This is a genomic window from Streptomyces sp. CNH287, from assembly GCF_000424825.1.
In genome coordinates, this window is the sequence record NZ_AUKQ01000013.1 from 66,636 (window position 1) to 82,865 (window position 16,230).

At 72.7% G+C, this 16,230-nt stretch carries 15 protein-coding genes and 1 tRNA gene; 7 read left to right on the top strand and 9 right to left on the bottom strand.

Annotation, left to right across the window (positions count from 1 at the left end; genetic code table 11):
- Positions 1-106 precede the first annotated feature (106 nt).
- The gene (locus H299_RS0114315; protein WP_027748963.1) at positions 107-1,465 is read left to right on the top strand and encodes a UDP-N-acetylmuramoyl-tripeptide--D-alanyl-D-alanine ligase; all 1,359 of its coding nucleotides are present in this window, start codon (positions 107-109) and stop codon (positions 1,463-1,465) included.
- Positions 1,466-1,532: 67 nt separating this feature from the next.
- Here H299_RS0114315 and H299_RS0114320 read toward each other — a convergent pair whose 3' ends face one another.
- Entirely contained in the window at positions 1,533-2,660 is a 1,128-nt protein-coding gene (locus H299_RS0114320; protein ID WP_027748964.1) for a peptidoglycan bridge formation glycyltransferase FemA/FemB family protein, read from the bottom strand.
- A 185-nt stretch (positions 2,661-2,845) separates the two neighbouring features.
- Here H299_RS0114320 and H299_RS34175 point away from each other — a divergent pair, with 185 nt between their 5' ends.
- From H299_RS34175 to H299_RS39615, 3 genes are all read left to right on the top strand, one after another.
- On the top strand, positions 2,846-3,577 hold the full coding sequence (locus H299_RS34175) for a response regulator transcription factor (RefSeq protein ID WP_051262473.1): 732 nt from the start codon (positions 2,846-2,848) through the stop codon (positions 3,575-3,577).
- A complete protein-coding gene (locus tag H299_RS0114330; RefSeq protein ID WP_027748965.1) occupies positions 3,570-4,652 on the top strand; it encodes a sensor histidine kinase in 1,083 nt (360 codons plus the stop codon). The genes H299_RS34175 and H299_RS0114330 overlap by 8 nt, the downstream gene beginning before the upstream one ends.
- A 166-nt stretch (positions 4,653-4,818) precedes the next feature.
- Complete coding sequence (locus H299_RS39615) at positions 4,819-6,105, top strand: protein kinase domain-containing protein (protein WP_158692329.1); 1,287 nt, start codon at positions 4,819-4,821, stop codon at positions 6,103-6,105.
- A 94-nt stretch (positions 6,106-6,199) separates the two neighbouring features.
- Here H299_RS39615 and H299_RS0114340 read toward each other — a convergent pair whose 3' ends face one another.
- Positions 6,200-6,709, bottom strand: a complete 510-nt coding sequence (locus H299_RS0114340) for a hypothetical protein (RefSeq protein ID WP_158692330.1) — start codon at positions 6,707-6,709, stop codon at positions 6,200-6,202.
- Positions 6,710-6,883: 174 nt separating this feature from the next.
- The gene (locus H299_RS0114345) at positions 6,884-7,276 is read right to left on the bottom strand and encodes a VOC family protein (RefSeq protein WP_027748967.1); all 393 of its coding nucleotides are present in this window, start codon (positions 7,274-7,276) and stop codon (positions 6,884-6,886) included.
- Between the two features lie 125 nt (positions 7,277-7,401).
- On the opposite strand from H299_RS0114345, the gene H299_RS0114350 reads away from it, so the two are divergent.
- Entirely contained in the window at positions 7,402-7,914 is a 513-nt protein-coding gene (locus H299_RS0114350; protein ID WP_027748968.1) for an SUKH-4 family immunity protein, read from the top strand.
- Between the two features lie 37 nt (positions 7,915-7,951).
- Here the strand turns inward: H299_RS0114350 and H299_RS34185 are convergent, their stop codons facing one another.
- The 4 genes from H299_RS34185 to H299_RS0114370 all read right to left on the bottom strand — a co-directional run bounded on the left by H299_RS34185 (position 7,952) and on the right by H299_RS0114370 (position 10,583).
- Complete coding sequence (locus H299_RS34185; RefSeq protein ID WP_158692331.1) at positions 7,952-9,412, bottom strand: MFS transporter; 1,461 nt, start codon at positions 9,410-9,412, stop codon at positions 7,952-7,954.
- Positions 9,409-9,867, bottom strand: a complete 459-nt coding sequence (locus H299_RS0114360; protein ID WP_027748969.1) for an SRPBCC family protein — start codon at positions 9,865-9,867, stop codon at positions 9,409-9,411. Before H299_RS0114360 ends, H299_RS34185 begins: the two co-directional genes overlap by 4 nt.
- A gap of 11 nt (positions 9,868-9,878) precedes the next feature.
- On the bottom strand, positions 9,879-10,217 hold the full coding sequence (locus H299_RS0114365) for a metalloregulator ArsR/SmtB family transcription factor (protein ID WP_037759115.1): 339 nt from the start codon (positions 10,215-10,217) through the stop codon (positions 9,879-9,881).
- A 293-nt stretch (positions 10,218-10,510) separates the two neighbouring features.
- Positions 10,511-10,583: transfer RNA gene (locus H299_RS0114370), tRNA-Ala, on the bottom strand.
- Positions 10,584-10,716: 133 nt separating this feature from the next.
- On the opposite strand from H299_RS0114370, the gene H299_RS0114375 reads away from it, so the two are divergent.
- Positions 10,717-11,268, top strand: a complete 552-nt coding sequence (locus H299_RS0114375; RefSeq protein WP_027748971.1) for a DNA-binding protein — start codon at positions 10,717-10,719, stop codon at positions 11,266-11,268.
- A complete protein-coding gene (locus tag H299_RS0114380; RefSeq protein WP_027748972.1) occupies positions 11,269-12,687 on the top strand; it encodes a serine/threonine-protein kinase in 1,419 nt (472 codons plus the stop codon). It begins immediately after the preceding gene.
- Between the two features lie 33 nt (positions 12,688-12,720).
- On the opposite strand, the gene H299_RS34190 is transcribed toward H299_RS0114380, so the two are convergent.
- Positions 12,721-14,127, bottom strand: a complete 1,407-nt coding sequence (locus H299_RS34190; RefSeq protein ID WP_158692332.1) for a hypothetical protein — start codon at positions 14,125-14,127, stop codon at positions 12,721-12,723.
- On the bottom strand, positions 14,127-16,109 hold the full coding sequence (locus tag H299_RS34195; RefSeq protein WP_051262476.1) for a VWA domain-containing protein: 1,983 nt from the start codon (positions 16,107-16,109) through the stop codon (positions 14,127-14,129). The genes H299_RS34190 and H299_RS34195 overlap by 1 nt, the downstream gene beginning before the upstream one ends.
- Positions 16,110-16,230: the final 121 nt, after the last annotated feature.

Genomic DNA, 16,230 nt, shown 5'->3' on the forward strand with positions numbered 1-16,230 from the left:
TACACCGCGCGGTCTTCACTGGCGGAATGACCTTCGACGGAACAGCCGCCCCCGCGCCCTTCCGGTCCGCTCCGCTCCCGCTCGGCGGCCTCCGCGCCGTCCGGCCGTGATCCCGCTCCGCCTCGGCGAGATCGCCGAGGCCGTCGGCGGGAGGATCGTCGGCGGGAGGACCGCGGGCGACAGCTCCGTGACCGTGACCGCCCCGGCCGTGCTGGACGGCCGAAAGGCCGCACCGGGCGGCCTGTTCGCCGCCTTCGCCGGGGAGCACACCGACGGCCACGACTACGCGGACCAGGCCGCGCGGGCCGGTGCGGTGGCCGTACTCGGCTCCCGGCCCACGGCGCTGCCCACCGTCGTCGTCGACGACGCGCGGGCCGCGTTGCAGACGCTCGCCGCCCACGTCGTGGCCCGGCTGCGCGAGGGGCTGACCGTCGTCGCGCTGACCGGCTCCCAGGGCAAGACCGGCACCAAGGACCTGCTGGCGGCCGTACTCGCCGCCTCCGCGCCGACGGTCGCCACGACCGGCTCGCTCAACAACGAGCTGGGAGTGCCGCTGACCATGCTTCGCGCCGAGGCGACCACCCGCTTCCTCGTCCTGGAGATGGGCGCCCGCCACCTCGGCGACATCGCCCGGCTCACCGGCCTGGTCGCCCCCGACATCGGCGTCGTCCTCAACGCCGGCAAGGCCCACCTTGGCGAGTTCGGGTCCCGCGCGGCCATCGCCGAGACCAAGAGCGAGCTGGTACGGGGGCTGGCGCCCGGCGGCACCGCCGTCCTCAACGCCGACGATCCCCGGGTGGCCGCGATGCGCGCGCTCACCGACGGCCCGGTGCTGACCTTCGGCCGCGCGGAGCACGCCGACGTACGGGCGCTCGGCCTGGCGCTGGACCGGCTCGCCCGGCCGTCCTTCACGCTGCGCACCGCCAGAGCCTCGGCCCGGGTCACGCTGCCGCACGTGGGCGCACACCAAGCGCTCAACGCGTCGGCCGCCACCGCCGCGGCGCTGGCGGCAGGCGTACCCCTGGATGCGGCCGCGGCGGCGCTGGCCACCTCCTCGCTCTCCCGGTGGCGTACGGAGCCGCGCGGACTCACCGGCGGCGCGACGCTGCTGGACGACAGCTACAACGCGAACCCCGACTCGGCCCGCGCCGCCCTGGACGCGCTGGCGGCGGTCGCGGGCCGGCGCCGTATCGCCGTCCTCGGCACGATGCTCGAACTCGGCGGCACCAGTGCGGCAGAGCACCGCGCCCTCGGGGAGTACGCCGCCGCGCGGGCCGACGTGGTGGCCGCGGTCGGCGAGGCCGCCCGGCCGATCGCCGAGGGCGCGGGGGCGCGGGCGGTCGCCCTGGGCGACAACGGCGCGGCCGTCGCCTGGCTGCGCGCCCACCTCGCCGCCGGGGACGTGGTGCTCGTCAAGGGCTCGCGCGGGGCACGGCTGGACGAGGTGGCCGCCGCGCTCGGCTGAGGCACCCGCGTACAGGGGCAGGCAGCCCGCGTACAGGCACCCCCGCGGCCCGCGCCGGGCCGCGGGTTCAGCGCCCGCGCCGCCGCAGGTAGAGGGCGAAGGCCCGGTAGGCCATCGGCCGCAGCGGCAGGTCCCACTCGCCCGCGTACCGCACGGCCTGGCCGCCGGTGCCGGCCTTGAACTGGATCAGCCCGGCGTGCGGGTCGCCGGTGTCGAGGGTGGGGGTGATGCCGCGCAGGTCGTAGACGTCGCAGCCGGCCGCGAGCGAGTCGCGGACCATCGCCCACTGGCAGGCGTTCGAGCCGCGCACCTCGCGCTTCTTCGTGGACGAGGCGCCGTACGAGTACCACGCGTGCGCGCCGACGCGGACCAGGAGGGCGGCGGCGACCAGGTCGCCCCGGTGGCGGGCCAGATAGAGCCTGATCCGCTCGGGGTCCTCGGCGCTCAGCACCCTGGTCATGGTCTCGAAGTACCGCAGCGGCCGGGGCGTGAAGCGGTCGCGCGCGGCGGTGTGGACGTACAGGTCGTGGAACGCCGTCAGGTCCGCACCGGCCGCGGCCTCGCGGGCCGCGACCTCGACGCCCGCCTTGGCCGCCTTCCTGATGTTGCGGCGCCAGAGCTGGTTCATGCCCCCGAGCAGGTCGTCCTCGGTCCGGCCGGCCAGCGGAAGCTCGTACTTGAACTGCGGATGCCCGAGCCCGAAGCCGTCCTGCGGGCTCTGCGGCAGCCAGCCGGCGTCCTCGAGCCAGGTGGTCACGCGGGCGCCGACCGGGTCGGTCCACCGGCTCTCCAGCCCGGTCAGCCGCTGCACGCCCGGGTCCGCGAGGCCCTCCTTGACCTGGGCGGCGCTCCAGACGTTCGTGCACACCTGCGGGCCGAGCCGGACGGCGAACGCGCCGTGCGCCCGGAGCCGGGCCGCCAGCGGGTCGAGCCACCCCTCCAGCTCGCCGGTCCAGTCGATGACCGGGCCCTCGGGCAGGTAGGCCAGCGTGAAGCGCTCCAGCCGCGGCACCGGGCGGTGCAGGACGAGACCCGCACCGACCAGCCGCGGGCCGTCGAACCAGCCGAGGGACTCGCTGCGCCACTCGGTCTTGACGCGACCCCAGGCCGGGGTCTGGAGGAAGCTGACCGCACGCTGCGTCCGCACGAACGCGAGGTGCTCGGCGGCGCTGATCGCCGTGACCGTCAGCCGCACGCCCGCCCCCTGCCGGGTGTGGCGGGTGAGGCGGGCAAGGCGGGTGAGGCGAGGGGGGAGGGCGGGGCCGCGGTGCGTACCGGTGCGCTGAGGGACATGCCACGAGTCAAGGCCGCGCCGTGTTGCCGGTGCGTATGGGGATTTCGATACGCCGGCGATATGTGCGCGCTCGTAACCTGGGGAACATGCGTGTCTTGGTCGTCGAGGACGAGCCCTACATGGCGGACGCCATCCGCGACGGCCTGCGCCTGGAAGCGATCGCGGCGGACATCGCGGGTGACGGTGGCACCGCGCTGGAACTGCTCAGCGTCAACACCTACGACATCGCTGTCCTGGACCGCGACATCCCCGGCCCCTCCGGCGACGAGATCGCCAAGCACGTGGTCGCCTCCGGCAGCGGCATGCCGATCCTGATGCTCACCGCGGCCGACCGCCTCGACGACAAGGCCACCGGCTTCGGCCTCGGCGCCGACGACTACCTCACCAAACCGTTCGAGCTGCGGGAGCTGGTGCTCAGGCTCCGGGCACTCGACCGCAGACGTGCGCACACCCGGCCGCCCGTACGGGAGATCGCGGGGCTGCGACTCGACCCGTTCCGCCGCGAGGTCTACCGCGACGACCGCTACGTCGCGCTCACCCGCAAGCAGTTCGCGGTGCTCGACGTCCTGGTCGCCGCCGAAGGGGGAGTCGTCAGCGCCGAGGACCTCCTGGAACGGGCGTGGGACGAGAACGCCGACCCGTTCACCAACGCCGTACGCATCACGGTCTCCGCGCTGCGCAAACGCCTCGGCGAGCCCTGGCTCATCGCCACCGTGCCGGGCGTCGGCTACCGGATCGACACGGCGTCCGGGAGCGGGGACGGGAACGGCAGCGGGAACGGGAACGGCGACGGGAACGGGAACGGCGACCGTGGATAGGCGTCCCGGGTTGAGCGTCCGCCTCAAACTCACCCTCAGCTACACCGGGTTCCTCATGCTCGCCGGACTCCTGCTGCTCGCGGTGATGTGGGTGTTCGTCCTGCGCCACCTGCCCGCCTACTCGGGCGTCCCCGGGGGAGTGCTGGTCCGCTCCTTCCTCCTGCGCGACTTCGCGAGGGCCGCGGGCGCCACGCTGGTCTTCCTGATGCTGATCGGGCTCCTGGGCGGCTGGTTCCTCGCCGGCCGCATGCTCGCCCCGCTGACCCGCATCACGCACGCCACCCGTGTGGCCGCGCGGGGCTCGCTCTCCCACCGGGTCCGGCTGCCGGGCCGCGAGGACGAGTTCCGCGAACTCGCCGACGCCTTCGACACGATGCTCGCGCAGCTGGAAGCACACGTCGCCGAACAGCGCAGGTTCGCGGCCAACGCCTCGCACGAACTGCGCACCCCGCTGGCCATCTCGAAGGCACTGCTGGAGATCGCCCGTACCGACCCGCACCACGACACCGGCGAACTCGTCGACCGCCTCCACACCGTCAACACCCGGGCCATCGACCTCACCGAGGCGCTCCTCGTGCTCAGCCGCGCCAACCAGCGGTCCTTCACCCGGGAACACGTCGACCTGTCCCTGATCGCGGAAGAGGCCGCCGAGACGCTCCTCCCCCTCGCGGAAGAGCACGGCGTCACCCTGGAGACCCACGGCGACATCGCCCCCATGACCGGCTCGCCGACGCTCCTGCTGCAACTGACCACGAACCTCGTGCAGAACGCGATCGTCCACAACCTGCGGGCGTGCGGCAGCGTCTGGATTCACACCAGCGTGGGCCCCAGGACCGTGCTGCTCACCGTCGAGAACACCGGTGAGCGGCTCGCCCCGCAGCTGGTCGCGACCCTCGCCGAACCCTTCCAGCGCGGCACCGAGCGCGTCCACAGCGACCAGGCGGGCGTCGGCCTGGGCCTGGCCATCGTCAAGACCATCGCCCGTGCCCACGACGGCACCCTCGCCCTCGCCCCGCGCGCCGCGGGCGGCCTCCGCGTCACCGTCGAACTGCCCGTATCCGGCGCAGCCGCCTGAACCCGGCTCAGCCGCCTGAACCCGCGCGGCGCCGCGGCACTGCGCACAGGAGCGGCGGCCACCCTGTCGCTCCCGACCGGCCGCATAGGCGACACTGATCGCGCTCGCGGCGCTCCGCCCGTGAGCGGTGAGGGGCAGCGATGTCCCAGACGCGGGAGGCGCAGCCGTGCGGGACCAACTACTCGCGGACCGATACCGGTTGGTGCGGCAGCTCGCCGAGGGCGGGATGGGGGAGGTGTGGGAGGCGCAGGACGAGACGCTGGGGCGCCCCGTCGCCGTCAAGCTTTTCTCCCAGCTCGCCGGAGGCGGAAGCCGTGGCCGCCAGGAACGCGCCAGGTTCCTGCGCGAGGCGCGGATCACCGCCCAGTTGCAGCACCCCAACATCGTGACCGTCCACGATCTGGGCGAGACCGGTGCGGGGAACGACCGCGTCCCCTTCCTGGTGATGGAGATGATCCGCGGCGAGGGCCTGGACTCGGTGCTGAGCCGGGGCGCCGCCGCGCTGCCGGACGTGGCCCGGTGGGGCGCGCAGATCTGCGACGCGCTCGACGACGCGCACAAGGCCGGAATCATCCACCGGGACATCAAGCCGTCCAACGTCTTCGTCACCCCCTCCGGCGTCGTGAAGGTCCTCGACTTCGGCATATCGAAGGCGGCCGACCCCGAGGCGACCCGGGTCACCCGGACCGGCTTCATCGTGGGCACACCCGCGTACATGGCCCCCGAACAGGCTCGCGGATACCCGGAGCTCAGCAGCGACCAGTACGCGCTGGGCTGCCTGCTCTTCGAACTGCTCACCGGACGGCAGCCGTTCGAGGCCCCCGACGCCATGGGTCACCTCACCGCGCACTCCACCCAGCAGCCGCCCGCGCCCAGCGCGGTGCACGAGGGCGTCCCGCCCGACTGGGACGAACTGGTGCTGACCCTGCTCGACAAGGACCCCGCCCGGCGGTACCCGGATGCCGCCACCCTCGCGCGGGCGCTGCGGCGGCTCGGCGGTGGCGCGTTGGGCCCGTTCCACATCTGGACGTTCGCCGGCAGGTGCCTGGACGTCTGGGGCGCCAGCACCGAGGACCACACACGGATCGTCCAGTACAACTGCCACGGCGAGCCGCACCAGCAGTTCACCTTCCACCCCACCGGTGACGGGCTGTACGAGATCAGGACGTTCACCGGCAAGTGCCTGGACGTCTGGGGCGCCAGCACCGAGAACTTCACGCGGATCGTCCAGTACACGCGCCACGGAGGGCCGAACCAGCGGTTCTCCCTCCACCCGGTCGGCCGGGGCCTCTTCGAGATCGGGACGTTCGCCGGCAAGCGGCTGGACGTCCTGGAGTCCCGCACCGAGGACCACACGCCGATCGTCCAGTACACGCGCCACGGAGGGGTGAACCAGCTCTTCCGCCTGGTACTGGTCGGCTCGGCGAACCTGCCCGCGGAGCCGGGCGGCTGAGCGAGGGGCGGCGGGGGTCTCCTGCCTGCGGCGGGGAGACCCCGGCACCAGACGGCCGCCGCGAGCTGATCCGCGAAGAACGCGCTTGCAGAGCCTAGGAGTTCGCGTCCTGGTGCGTGCCGGTCAGCCGGCACCTCTTGCCGACCGCCTCCGCTACCTGGGGTTCGATCTGGGCACGGGTACGGGCGATCGCCGAGCCGCGGAAGTCCGACACCAGCTGGTCCGGGAACTGCGAGACCACGATCAGCAGGTGCTCACCCGGCTTCCAGCGCTCGTAGGCCCCCTGCGCGGCCGGATCGGGAACGTCCACGGAGATCCGCGGCTCGCCCTCGCCCGACCACAGCCGTTCCCGCACGTCGAAGGTGAGGACGACCCGGCCCGACCGCCGCGCGTCGCGCACGGACACCACATCCCCCTCCGCGACCACCCGCGTACACGGCAGCATGCCGCTCCACGGCACCTTGCCCCGCGCCGCGTACCCGCTCCGCGCCGCCGCCGGATCAGCGCCGTCCCCCGCCGATGCGGCAACCAGCCCCGCCACGGCCAGGGCTGCCCACAACCGGCGTGCCCGCGGCAGCCGCCGAAGTATGCGCACGTGTGACATCCACGGCTCCTTCCGTCCTCTGCCTGACGGACCAGGAGGCGGAAACGTTCGGCCGGGGCGCAGCCTGGCGACGGCGGCCGTACAGCGAAAGCTTCCACACCGACCAGTACCCCGACTGACCGCTCTCGGACGTAGGGACCGAGTTCGGCTCGGACGTGCTCGCCTTCCGGCCGCTCACCGGTCCGCCGCGGACAGGCAGAACTCGTTTCCTTCGGGGTCGGTCAGCACGATGTTGCCGTTAGTGTGCCGGGCTTGGAGGGTCGCTCCCAGGGCGGTCAGGCGTCGGACCTCCGCCTCCAGGTCCGCGGCGAGCAGGTCCAGGTGCACGCGGTTCTTCACCCTCTTGGCCTCCGGCACGAGCTGGAACCACAGCCGGGGCCCGCCGCCGGCCGGCTCCACCAGCACGGTGGGGTCGTCTTCGGTGCTGGTGATGCCCTCGGAACGCAGGCGGGCGAGTTCCGCCTCGTCATAGGGCGCGACGGCGTAGCCGTCCAGGGCCGCAGCCCAGAAGCGGGCCGTGGCCGCAGGCCGAGCGCTGTCGAAGACGATGTCGTGAAGTCGCGCCATGCCCCCATGATCCCGGTGCCCGGCGGCCGTCCTCGCCCCACTCCGCCTCGGCGGGTACCACCACTCAAGATCGCTAGAGTGTTCCGCGTCGAACCTGGAGCGAACCGGCTGGTGAGGAGCGGAAGATGGCCTCTGTGTCTCGCTCGGAGATGATCCGAGTCTTCGGCCCCGCTCTGGCGCCGGTGCTGCGCCCGGAGGAGATCCCGGAGCAACTGGTGGAGAGCCGCGCCAGGTTCACTCTCCAGCACATCGGCGTACCCACGAGCATCGGCGATGCCCTCGTGACCGACCTGTACGGCATGAGACCCCTGCACGAGTTTCTGACCGGAGTTCCGCTTCCCGCCTGGGCCCGATCGGAGTACGTACTGACGCTGGGCCTCTTCCTCGACGGCTTTCTCTGCCTGGACGGAAGGGAAGGCTCGGTTCTCCTGCTGACTCGCGAACTCGAGGCTGCTCCGGTCACCTTGGCCGGCGATCTGCATGCCTTCGTCTCCCTGCTTGTCAGGGTCTCGGAGGCAGCGCACCGGGCCACGAATCCTCCCGACCCGGTCCTCACCGCGCTCATGGAACAGACTGGTCCCACGTCGCTGAGCGCCTCCGCAGCCTGGGAAGCGGTCTTCGCGAACCTGACCGGCTGATCCGCCGGGCTCATCCGCCGGGCTGATCAGGAACGGGTCAGGCGGGAAGGCGGTCGGTGTGGACACCCTCGTCAGCGGGAGGCGCCGCGGCCTCCTGGGTGACCGGCGCCGCGCGCGTGCCGAGCATGGCCAGCGCGATGACCACGCCCAGTACCGCGACGAGGCCGACCATGGCGAACGCGGCCTGATGACCGGGAACCAGCGTCTGCGGTGCGGCGGTCCCAGGCGTGGTCGCGTGCGCGGTGACGATGCTGCCGGCCATGGCTACGCCGAGGGCGGTGCCGACGGCGAAGCAGGTATCGGCGACCCCGGCGGCCAGACCCGAGTGCCGTTCGGCGACACCGGTGAACGCGGCGATCTGCGCACAGACGGTGGCCGTACCCATACCCGCCCCGAAGACCAGCAGGGCGAGAATCAGGAGCTGCGCTGAACTGTGCTCGGAGACCACCCGGTTGAGCAGCAGGCAGGCTCCGCCGAGCAGCGCGGTACCGACGACCGCGACCGGACGCACGCCGACCCTGGTCACCACCCGCTGGCAGACCAGCGCACCGGCCACGGCCGCCACGGTCATCACCCCGGCCGTGAGGCCGAACCGCACGGGCGACCAGTCGAGCACCGACTGCGCGTGGGCGGTGAGCACGATGAGCATGCCGTCGACCGCGATGCCCGTGACGAGGAGCAGGAGGTTGCCGCCGACCAAGGAACGCGACCGCAGGGCATCGAATGGCACCAGCGGGGCCTTGGACCGCCGTTCGATCACGACGAACAAGCCGGTCAGCGCCATCGCACCCGCCAGCGGCCCGAGGACGTGGCGGCTGGACCACCCGACGTCCGGGACGCTGGTGATGGCGTAGACGAACAGCACGAGCGCCGAGGTGACCGTCACCGCCCCCGCCAGGTCGAAGGAGCGGACCCGCGCCTGGTTGCGGCTCTCGCTCAGCATCATCGGCGCGAGGACCAGCACGGCCGCCCCGACCGGGACGTTGATCCAGAAGACCCACTGCCAGCCGAGCGTATGGGTCATGAGGCCGCCCAGCAGCAGCCCGGCAGTGGCACCGAATCCTCCGATGCCGCCCCAGATTCCCAGTGCCCTGTTCCGCTCGGCGCCTTCGGAGAAGGCGTTCATCACCATGGACAAGGCGGCGGGGGCGATGATCGCGGCCGACACACCCTGCAGCGCGCGGGCTGCGACCAGCACCTCCACCGACGGGGCGAACCCGCAGCCCAGCGAGGCCAGCACGCGCAGCGACATTCCGGTCAGGAAGACCCTGCGGCGGCCGAGCAGATCCGCGGCGCGTCCGCACAGCAGCAGCAGGCCGGCGAAGGCCAGCGCGTAGGCCGTGACCGCCCAGGAGACGGCGGCGCCGTGCGCCTGGAACTCCCGTTCGATGGCAGGCAGGGCGGTCAGCAGGCTGGTGCCGTCCAGGATGGTCATGAAGAACGCCGTGCCCAGCAGCACCAGCACCCGCCATTTCGAGGGGGACGGCCGCGGGCTCACCCGTGCCCTCCCGCACCCAGCTCGACGCCCAGCCTGTCGAGCCAGTCGCCGGTGCCGTGCTTCCGCCAGGAGGGCTCCTCCCGGCCGTCGAGGAAGGCGCCCTGCTCGGTGAGGACCAGCAGGGTGCCGCCGTCGGCCGGGCCGAACGCCACGGTCGTCAGCGACGCCGCGGCGAGGTCGTCCCCCACGTGCAGCACGGAGGTGTAGACGAGGCGCTCGTCCGGGACGATGTCGCGGTACCACGACTCGAACGTCAGCGAGGGGCCGCTGTCCGGGCGGCTGCGGTTGACCTCCCGGCCCCCGACCCGGAAGTCCAGTTCATGTTCAGCGTCGGGCGTGGAGAACCAGCGGGCCTTCGCCTCCGGGTCGGCCCAGGCGGCGAACACCCGGGCCACCGCGGCCGGGTAGAGGCGTTCGAGGGTGAACGTGGCGTGCGTGACAGAACGGTCGGTCATGACAAGCTTCCTCACTCCGGGGTGCCGGGGTCATCGAGCAGGTGTTCGCCGAGCCGGTCCAGGCGGCGTTCCCAGGACGTGCGCTGCTCGGCAAGCCAGTCCTCGGCCGCCCGCAGCCCATCCGGCTCGATGCGGCAGGTGCGGACGCGGCCGGTCTTCTCGGACCTGACCAGCCCGCAGGCTTCCAGCACCTGGATGTGCTGCATGACCGCCGGCAGCGACATCTCCAGTGGCCTGGCCAGCTCGCTGACCGAGACCGGTCCGCGGATGAGGCGCTCCACCATTGCCCGACGCGTTCCGTCCGCCAGCGCCTGGAACACCCGGTCCAGTGATCCGCCATAGTTAGGCATGTCCTTAACTATGAGTCGGCACGCGTTCATAGTCAAGCGTTTCCTTAATCAATGGTCGGATGCCACCAGCCGGAGCGAGCCGCAGGATTTTGTCCACGCCCTACACCGGCTGAGGGCCGCCCCGTCAACGGTCCTTGCCGCGCCCTGGTTCGCGGATTACCTGATCGCGGGGAGCAAACCGTGCCTGGTGTGGCTCGTCTGGGGCATCCCGGCAGTTCGCACGGCGCCGGCGCCACCGGCACGAAGAGGGCCCCCGACCGACAGCTTCGCAGGTCAGGGGCCCTCTTGAAGTGTGGAGCCTAGGAGAGTCGAACTCCTGACATCCGCCATGCAAAGACGGCGCTCTACCAACTGAGCTAAGGCCCCGCTTCCGACCAGAGTACCGGGTCCTGGGGACGAATTCCGACCGGGTATCGCCCTGTGCGCATCACCCTCCGTAGGATGCTCCGCAAGTTCGCGCCAGCGAAGCGACGACTGGGGAGTCCAGGGGAGAGACGTGATGGACGCAGCACAGCAAGAAGCCGCTGCCAAGGCGCAGGAACTGCAGAGTCAGTGGTACGGAGAGCCGCTCGGGACGCTGTTCCGCCGGTTGATCGACGATCTCGGGCTCAACCAGGCACGGTTGGCGACCGTCCTCGGGCTCTCGGCGCCGATGCTGTCCCAGCTGATGAGCGGGCAGCGGGCCAAGATCGGCAACCCCGCCGTCGTACAGCGGGTGCAGGCGCTCCAGGATCTGTCCGCGGATGTCGCACGAGGGGATGTGAGCGCCGCCGACGCGACGCAGCGGATGGACGAGATCCGCCGGACGGCGGGCGGCAGTGTGCTGAACAACACCTCGCAGACGTCTTCCTCCGGCGCCACGCAAACCCCCGTGAAGCGGGTGGTCCGGGAGATTCAGTCGCTGCTGAGGTCCGTCTCGGACGCGGCGGACATCCTCGAGGCGTCGGCCGCGCTGGCGCCCACCCATCCGGAGCTGGCAGAGTTCCTGAAAGTGTACGGCGCCGGCCGTACCTCGGACGCGGTGAAGCACTACGAGGAGCACCAAAGCTGAATGGGTGAGATCTTCGCGGGGCGCTACGAGTTGGCGGACCCGATCGGGCGCGGTGGTGTGGGCGAGGTGTGGCGTGCCTGGGACCACCGGCGGAAGCGCTATGTCGCGGCGAAGGTGCTCCAGCAGCGCGACGCCCACACGCTCCTGCGCTTCGTACGGGAGCAGGCCCTGCGGATCGACCACCCGCACGTGCTGGCCCCCGCCAGCTGGGCGGCCGACGACGACAAGGTCCTCTTCACCATGGACCTGGTCAGCGGCGGCTCCCTGGCCCACCTGATCGGCGACTACGGCCCGCTGCCGCCTTCCTTCACGTGCGTCCTGCTGGATCAGCTGCTCTCCGGGCTGAACGCGGTGCACGCCGAGGACGTGGTGCACCGCGACATCAAGCCCGCGAACATCCTGCTGGAGCCGACGGGCACCGGCCGCCCGCACGTGCGGCTGTCCGACTTCGGCATCTCCATGCGCAAGGGCGAGCCCCGGCTCACCGACATGAACTACGTGGTGGGCACCCCGGGCTACTTCTCGCCGGAGCAGATGGGCGGCGCCGAACCGGACTTCACCGCCGACCTGTACGCCGTGGGCCTGGTCGGGCTCTACCTGCTGACCGGGCAGAAGCCGGACGCGCTGGGCCTGGTGGAGCGGTACGAGAACGGCGGCGGCGTGCCGGGCGCGCCCGAACGCGTCCCGGAGCCGCTGTGGCAGGTGCTGGGGACGCTGTTGCAGCCGGACCCGCAGGACAGGTTCCGTACGGCCACGGGGGCGCGCAAGGCGCTCGCGGGGGCCTCGGAGATGCTCGTCCTGGAGGGCACGCTGGAGCGGGAGGTCGTGGAGGTCTTCGAGCATCTGGGGCCGCTGCCGGAGGGGTTCGGGCCCGAGGGGCCGCTGCGCGTCGCGAGCGGGCTGCCGGGTGCGGCGGGCGTGACCGGCGGGGCGCCGACGGCGACCGGCACCGGCGCCATCGGGGACCACACCGGTACCGGCGCCACCGGGGGCACCGGCGCGGCACCCGCCGTGCCTGCCGTACCCGCCGCGCCGCCGACCGGGAGCTTCCACCTGGCGCCGCCGGAGCAGCCGGTCACGCCGCCCCCGACTCCCGTGACGGGAGCGACCGTCGGCCTGCGGCCCGGCACGCCCCCGACGCCGTACGGCGGTCCGCCGGCCGTGGAGCCGGTGACCCCGGCCACGCCGACCCAGCCCTACACCGCGCACGCGCCGCAGCAGCAGCGCCCGCCGCAGGCGGCACAGGCCCAGGCGGCACAGCTGCAAGCAGCGCCGCCGCCCATGCAGCCGCAGGCACCGCAGCCGCAGGCGCCGCAGCCCGTACGGCGACCGGGACCGCCCCCGAAGGTGGCGGTCCCGGTGCTGGTCCTCGCGCTGCTCTGCTTCGCCGTGGGCATCTGGGCGCTGCTCGCGGGCTGAGCCGCCCGCTGCCGGCCGCCCCCGGCGGCCCCGCTACCCCCAGTCGCCGTCCGGCCGCCCCTGCTGGTAGGGCTGCTGCGGCGGCCCGTAGCCGTGCGGCGGCACCGGCTGGGGCACGTACCCGCCGGGCGGTCCCGCGTACGGCACGGCGTCGGCGATCTGCGGCCGCCGCCGCGCGGTCAGCGTCCACACGACGAGGACGAGCAGGAGCACCGTCCCGGCGCCGATGCCGCCGTAGGCGAGGAGTTGGTGGTCGCCCTCGTCCTGCCCCGCCTGGTCGGCGGTGGCGCCGTCGGCGGCCTGCTCCTTGTCCTCGCCGCTGACGCCGAAGCCCGCCTTCGCCGCGTCCCCCTCGTACGAGGGGCCGGGCTGGGGCTTGCCGGTGAGGGTGGTGCGCAGGGTGACCGGCACCGAGCCGTCGACGAACTCGCCCATCTCCGCCTTGGCGTGCACGGAGACGTAGTACCAGCCCGCGAAGCCGGTCTGCGAGGTCGGGTCGTCGTAGGCGAAGCGGTTGACGTAGTCGACGGTGGCGGCGGCCAGCGGCACGGCCGCCGGTTCGTCCGCCCGGTACATGGCGCCCTCGCCGTCGACGTGGCCGCGCGCGGGGTTGTAGAGGTCGACGCGCACGCCGTCGCTCGTGTAGCTGCTGGTCTCGGCGGCCTGGGTGGTGCCGAACTCGGCACTCATCACGAGCTGCTGGCCCCAGTCGACGGGCACCCGGTAGAAGCGGGTCTCGCCCGGCTTGAGGCGGTCCTTCCAGACGCCCTCGGCCATGCCGGCGGCGTCGTTGAAGCCGGTGCCGCCCTTGATCCGCTTCGGCTCGCCGGTCGGCGCCTCGGGCGGCTCGGTCGGCAGGTCCTCCCGCTCCGGCGGGGTGGTGGGGACGCTGCCCCTGACCGGCGGCTCCTGCATGAAGCGCAGCTCCAGCGGCCAGGCGCTGGGGTCGGAGGTGGCCTCGCCGGCGCGTTCGACCGAGACGTTGTACACCCCGGGGTCCTGGCAGTCGCCGTCCGGTGTGACGGTGCGGCCCGCGGTGGCGGACAGCGGACGGGCGGTGCCGTCGGAGCCGAAGGTGACCTCGCTGCTGTCGCACTTGGTGCCGTCGGTGCCCTCCAGGGTGACGGTGAGGCCGTCGTTGAAGGCGACCTTGCTGCCCGCCTCGGGCTGGGCGACGGCGGAGAGCCAGGCGCCGGACTTCGCGTCCAGTTCGACGCTGTAGTACTTCTTCTCCCCCGGTGCCAGCTTGTCGCTGTAGGTGCCGTCCTTGGCCAGCCGGGGGCCGTCGGCGCTGCTGGCGGTGCCCTTGCGGGCCTCCGCGTCGTCGGCGGTGCGGTATCCGGGCAGGTCGCCCGGTTCCGCCGTCGCCGTGCCCGGCAGCGCCGCCACCGCGCAGAGCGCGGCCGTCACCGCCAGGCCAGCCTTCGTCGTGCGCCGCATCACCACGCGCCTCCCGTCGTCGATCCGTTGTTCCCGCTGTGGCCGCTGCTCCCGCTGCTCCCTCGCCGCGCCCGCAGGTAGGCCAGTGCCAGTCCGGCCAGCAGCGCCACGCCGGTCCCGCCGGCGATCGCGGCGACGGCCGGACCGCCCCATCCTGCACCGTCGTCCTCGCCGTCCGCTGCGGCGGTCCCCTTGCGGTCGCCGTCGCCCCCGTCCTTGCCGGGCTTGTCGTGGGCGGCCTTCAGCGGCGCGTTGTGCTGCGGGCCGGCCTTCTCGCGGCCCTTGACGTCGACGCGCAGGACGACTCCGATCGCGGCGTTCTCCGCGATCTCGGCGGCCTCGGCCCCGAGGGTCACCGCGATGTAGTAGTCGCCGTTCCGGTGGACGGGGGTGACCTTGGCCGCCGGCTCGTAGCGGTTGGTCCAGGAGACCGGGACGCTGCCGAGGGAGACGGCGGTCGGCTGGCCCGTGTAGATCTTCTGCTCGGTGAACTCGCTGCTCTCCAGCGGGTGCCGGCCGGGGGAGTAGGCGCTGGTGCGGACGAAGGAGTAGGTGCCGCTGTTCCCCTTCAGCGTGGGTTCGTTGGCGAACTCCACGTCGTAGCGCAGCTGCTGGCCCCAGCCGACCGCCACCTTGTACCAGCGCGTCTGCGCGGGCAGCAGCTTGTCGCGGTAGACGCCCTTCGCCAGCTCCCTGGCGTCGTTGAAGCCGGTGCCGCCCTCCACGTCCCGGGGTGTCCCTGCGGGCAGCTCGGCCTCCTTGCCGCCCTCGCCGTACTCGGGCGCGGACTGGGCCGGCGTCACGCCCTTCGCCAGCGGCTCCTCGACGGTGTGGCGCAGCTCCAGCGGCCAGCGCGCCTGGTCCGAGGTGTTCTCGCTGTTCCGGGTGACGGAGAAGGTGTACGTGCCCGCCTCGTCGCAGCTCGCCCCGCCGTCCTCGGAGGGGATGCGCCAGGCTGCTGCGGTGACCGGGAAGGCGCCCTCGTCCTGGCCGAAGAAGGACCGGTTCCGGTCGCAGGTGGGCGGGTGTTCGCCGGTCCCGTCCAGCTTCACCTCGATCCCGTCCAGGCTGGAGACGGGTACGCCGGGCTGGGGCACGGCGGTGGCCGAGAATCCGGCGGTGGAGGCGCCGTCCAGGGGCGCCTCGTACCAGCGCGTCTCGCCGGGGCCGATGGTGTCCAGGTACTGGCCGGCGCCGATGCGGGTGGCCGCCTGCGCGGTGGCGCCGCCGGTGATCCGCTCGCCCTTGAGGCGGTAGCCGTCGGCGGAGAGCTGCGCGGCACGCTGGAGCTGGCGGGCGAGCGCCTTGGCGTCCGGGGCGTCGTAGTACGAGCCGTGGCCCGCCTCGGCGACGCACTGGAGCTCCTTGCGCGCCTTGCCGCCGACCTGGAAGCCGATGGCGTCGATGCGCAGGTCCAGGCCGCTGCCGCCGAGCTGCTCGGCGGCCTCGCAGGGGTCGGGGGTGCCGCAATTGTCCTCGCCGTCGGAGATGAGCAGGATGCTGCGGCGGCCGAGGGCGCCGTCGGGCGTCCTGGGGAGGTCCTCGGCGGCCTTGCGCAGGGAGAGGCCGATGGGGGTGTCGCCCTTGGGCTCGACAGCGGCGACGGCCTGCTTGAGGCCCGCGCGGTCGAGTGCCTCCACCGGCTTGGCCAGCCGGGTGTCGTCACAGCCGCGCGGCTTGTCGGCACCGTAGACGCGCAGGCCGGTCGGATAGCCGTCCGGGAGGCTGTCGACGACGGTGCCGACGGCCTTGCGGGCAGCGGCGATGCGGGTGCTGCCCGCGCCGTCGCTGTCGGCCATGGAACCGGAGGAGTCCAGCACCATCACCATCGAGCTGTTGCCGCTGGCGGCGTTGTCATCCGCAACGACCAGGAGGGCCGGTGCGGTGTGTCCGACCGCTGCCGCAGGCGGCCCGAGCGTGGCCAGCACGGCGAATGCCCCGCTGATGGCCGTGGCCACCCTTGTCCTGGCGTGTCGTGCCATATCCATCGTCCCTTGTACGAGGCTGTCTCGATGTCTTTGCTCCAGCACCGTATTTCTTTGCAAGAGCACACTTCAAGGGGCGGTGGCGTCACGGTCCTGCAACACGTGACGAGGCCCCGAC

Coding starts and splice junctions, on each gene's coding strand:
- H299_RS0114350 (WP_027748968.1), top strand. CDS start 7,402: ATGGCCTCTGTGTCTCGCTCGGAGATGATCCGAGTCTTCGGCCCCGCT.
- H299_RS0114375 (WP_027748971.1), top strand. CDS start 10,717: ATGGACGCAGCACAGCAAGAAGCCGCTGCCAAGGCGCAGGAACTGCAG.
- H299_RS34195 (WP_051262476.1), bottom strand. CDS start 16,109: ATGGCACGACACGCCAGGACAAGGGTGGCCACGGCCATCAGCGGGGCA.
- H299_RS0114365 (WP_037759115.1), bottom strand. CDS start 10,217: ATGCCTAACTATGGCGGATCACTGGACCGGGTGTTCCAGGCGCTGGCG.
- H299_RS34190 (WP_158692332.1), bottom strand. CDS start 14,127: ATGCGGCGCACGACGAAGGCTGGCCTGGCGGTGACGGCCGCGCTCTGC.
- H299_RS0114345 (WP_027748967.1), bottom strand. CDS start 7,276: ATGGCGCGACTTCACGACATCGTCTTCGACAGCGCTCGGCCTGCGGCC.
- H299_RS0114340 (WP_158692330.1), bottom strand. CDS start 6,709: ATGTCACACGTGCGCATACTTCGGCGGCTGCCGCGGGCACGCCGGTTG.
- H299_RS0114360 (WP_027748969.1), bottom strand. CDS start 9,867: ATGACCGACCGTTCTGTCACGCACGCCACGTTCACCCTCGAACGCCTC.
- H299_RS0114380 (WP_027748972.1), top strand. CDS start 11,269: ATGGGTGAGATCTTCGCGGGGCGCTACGAGTTGGCGGACCCGATCGGG.
- H299_RS34175 (WP_051262473.1), top strand. CDS start 2,846: ATGCGTGTCTTGGTCGTCGAGGACGAGCCCTACATGGCGGACGCCATC.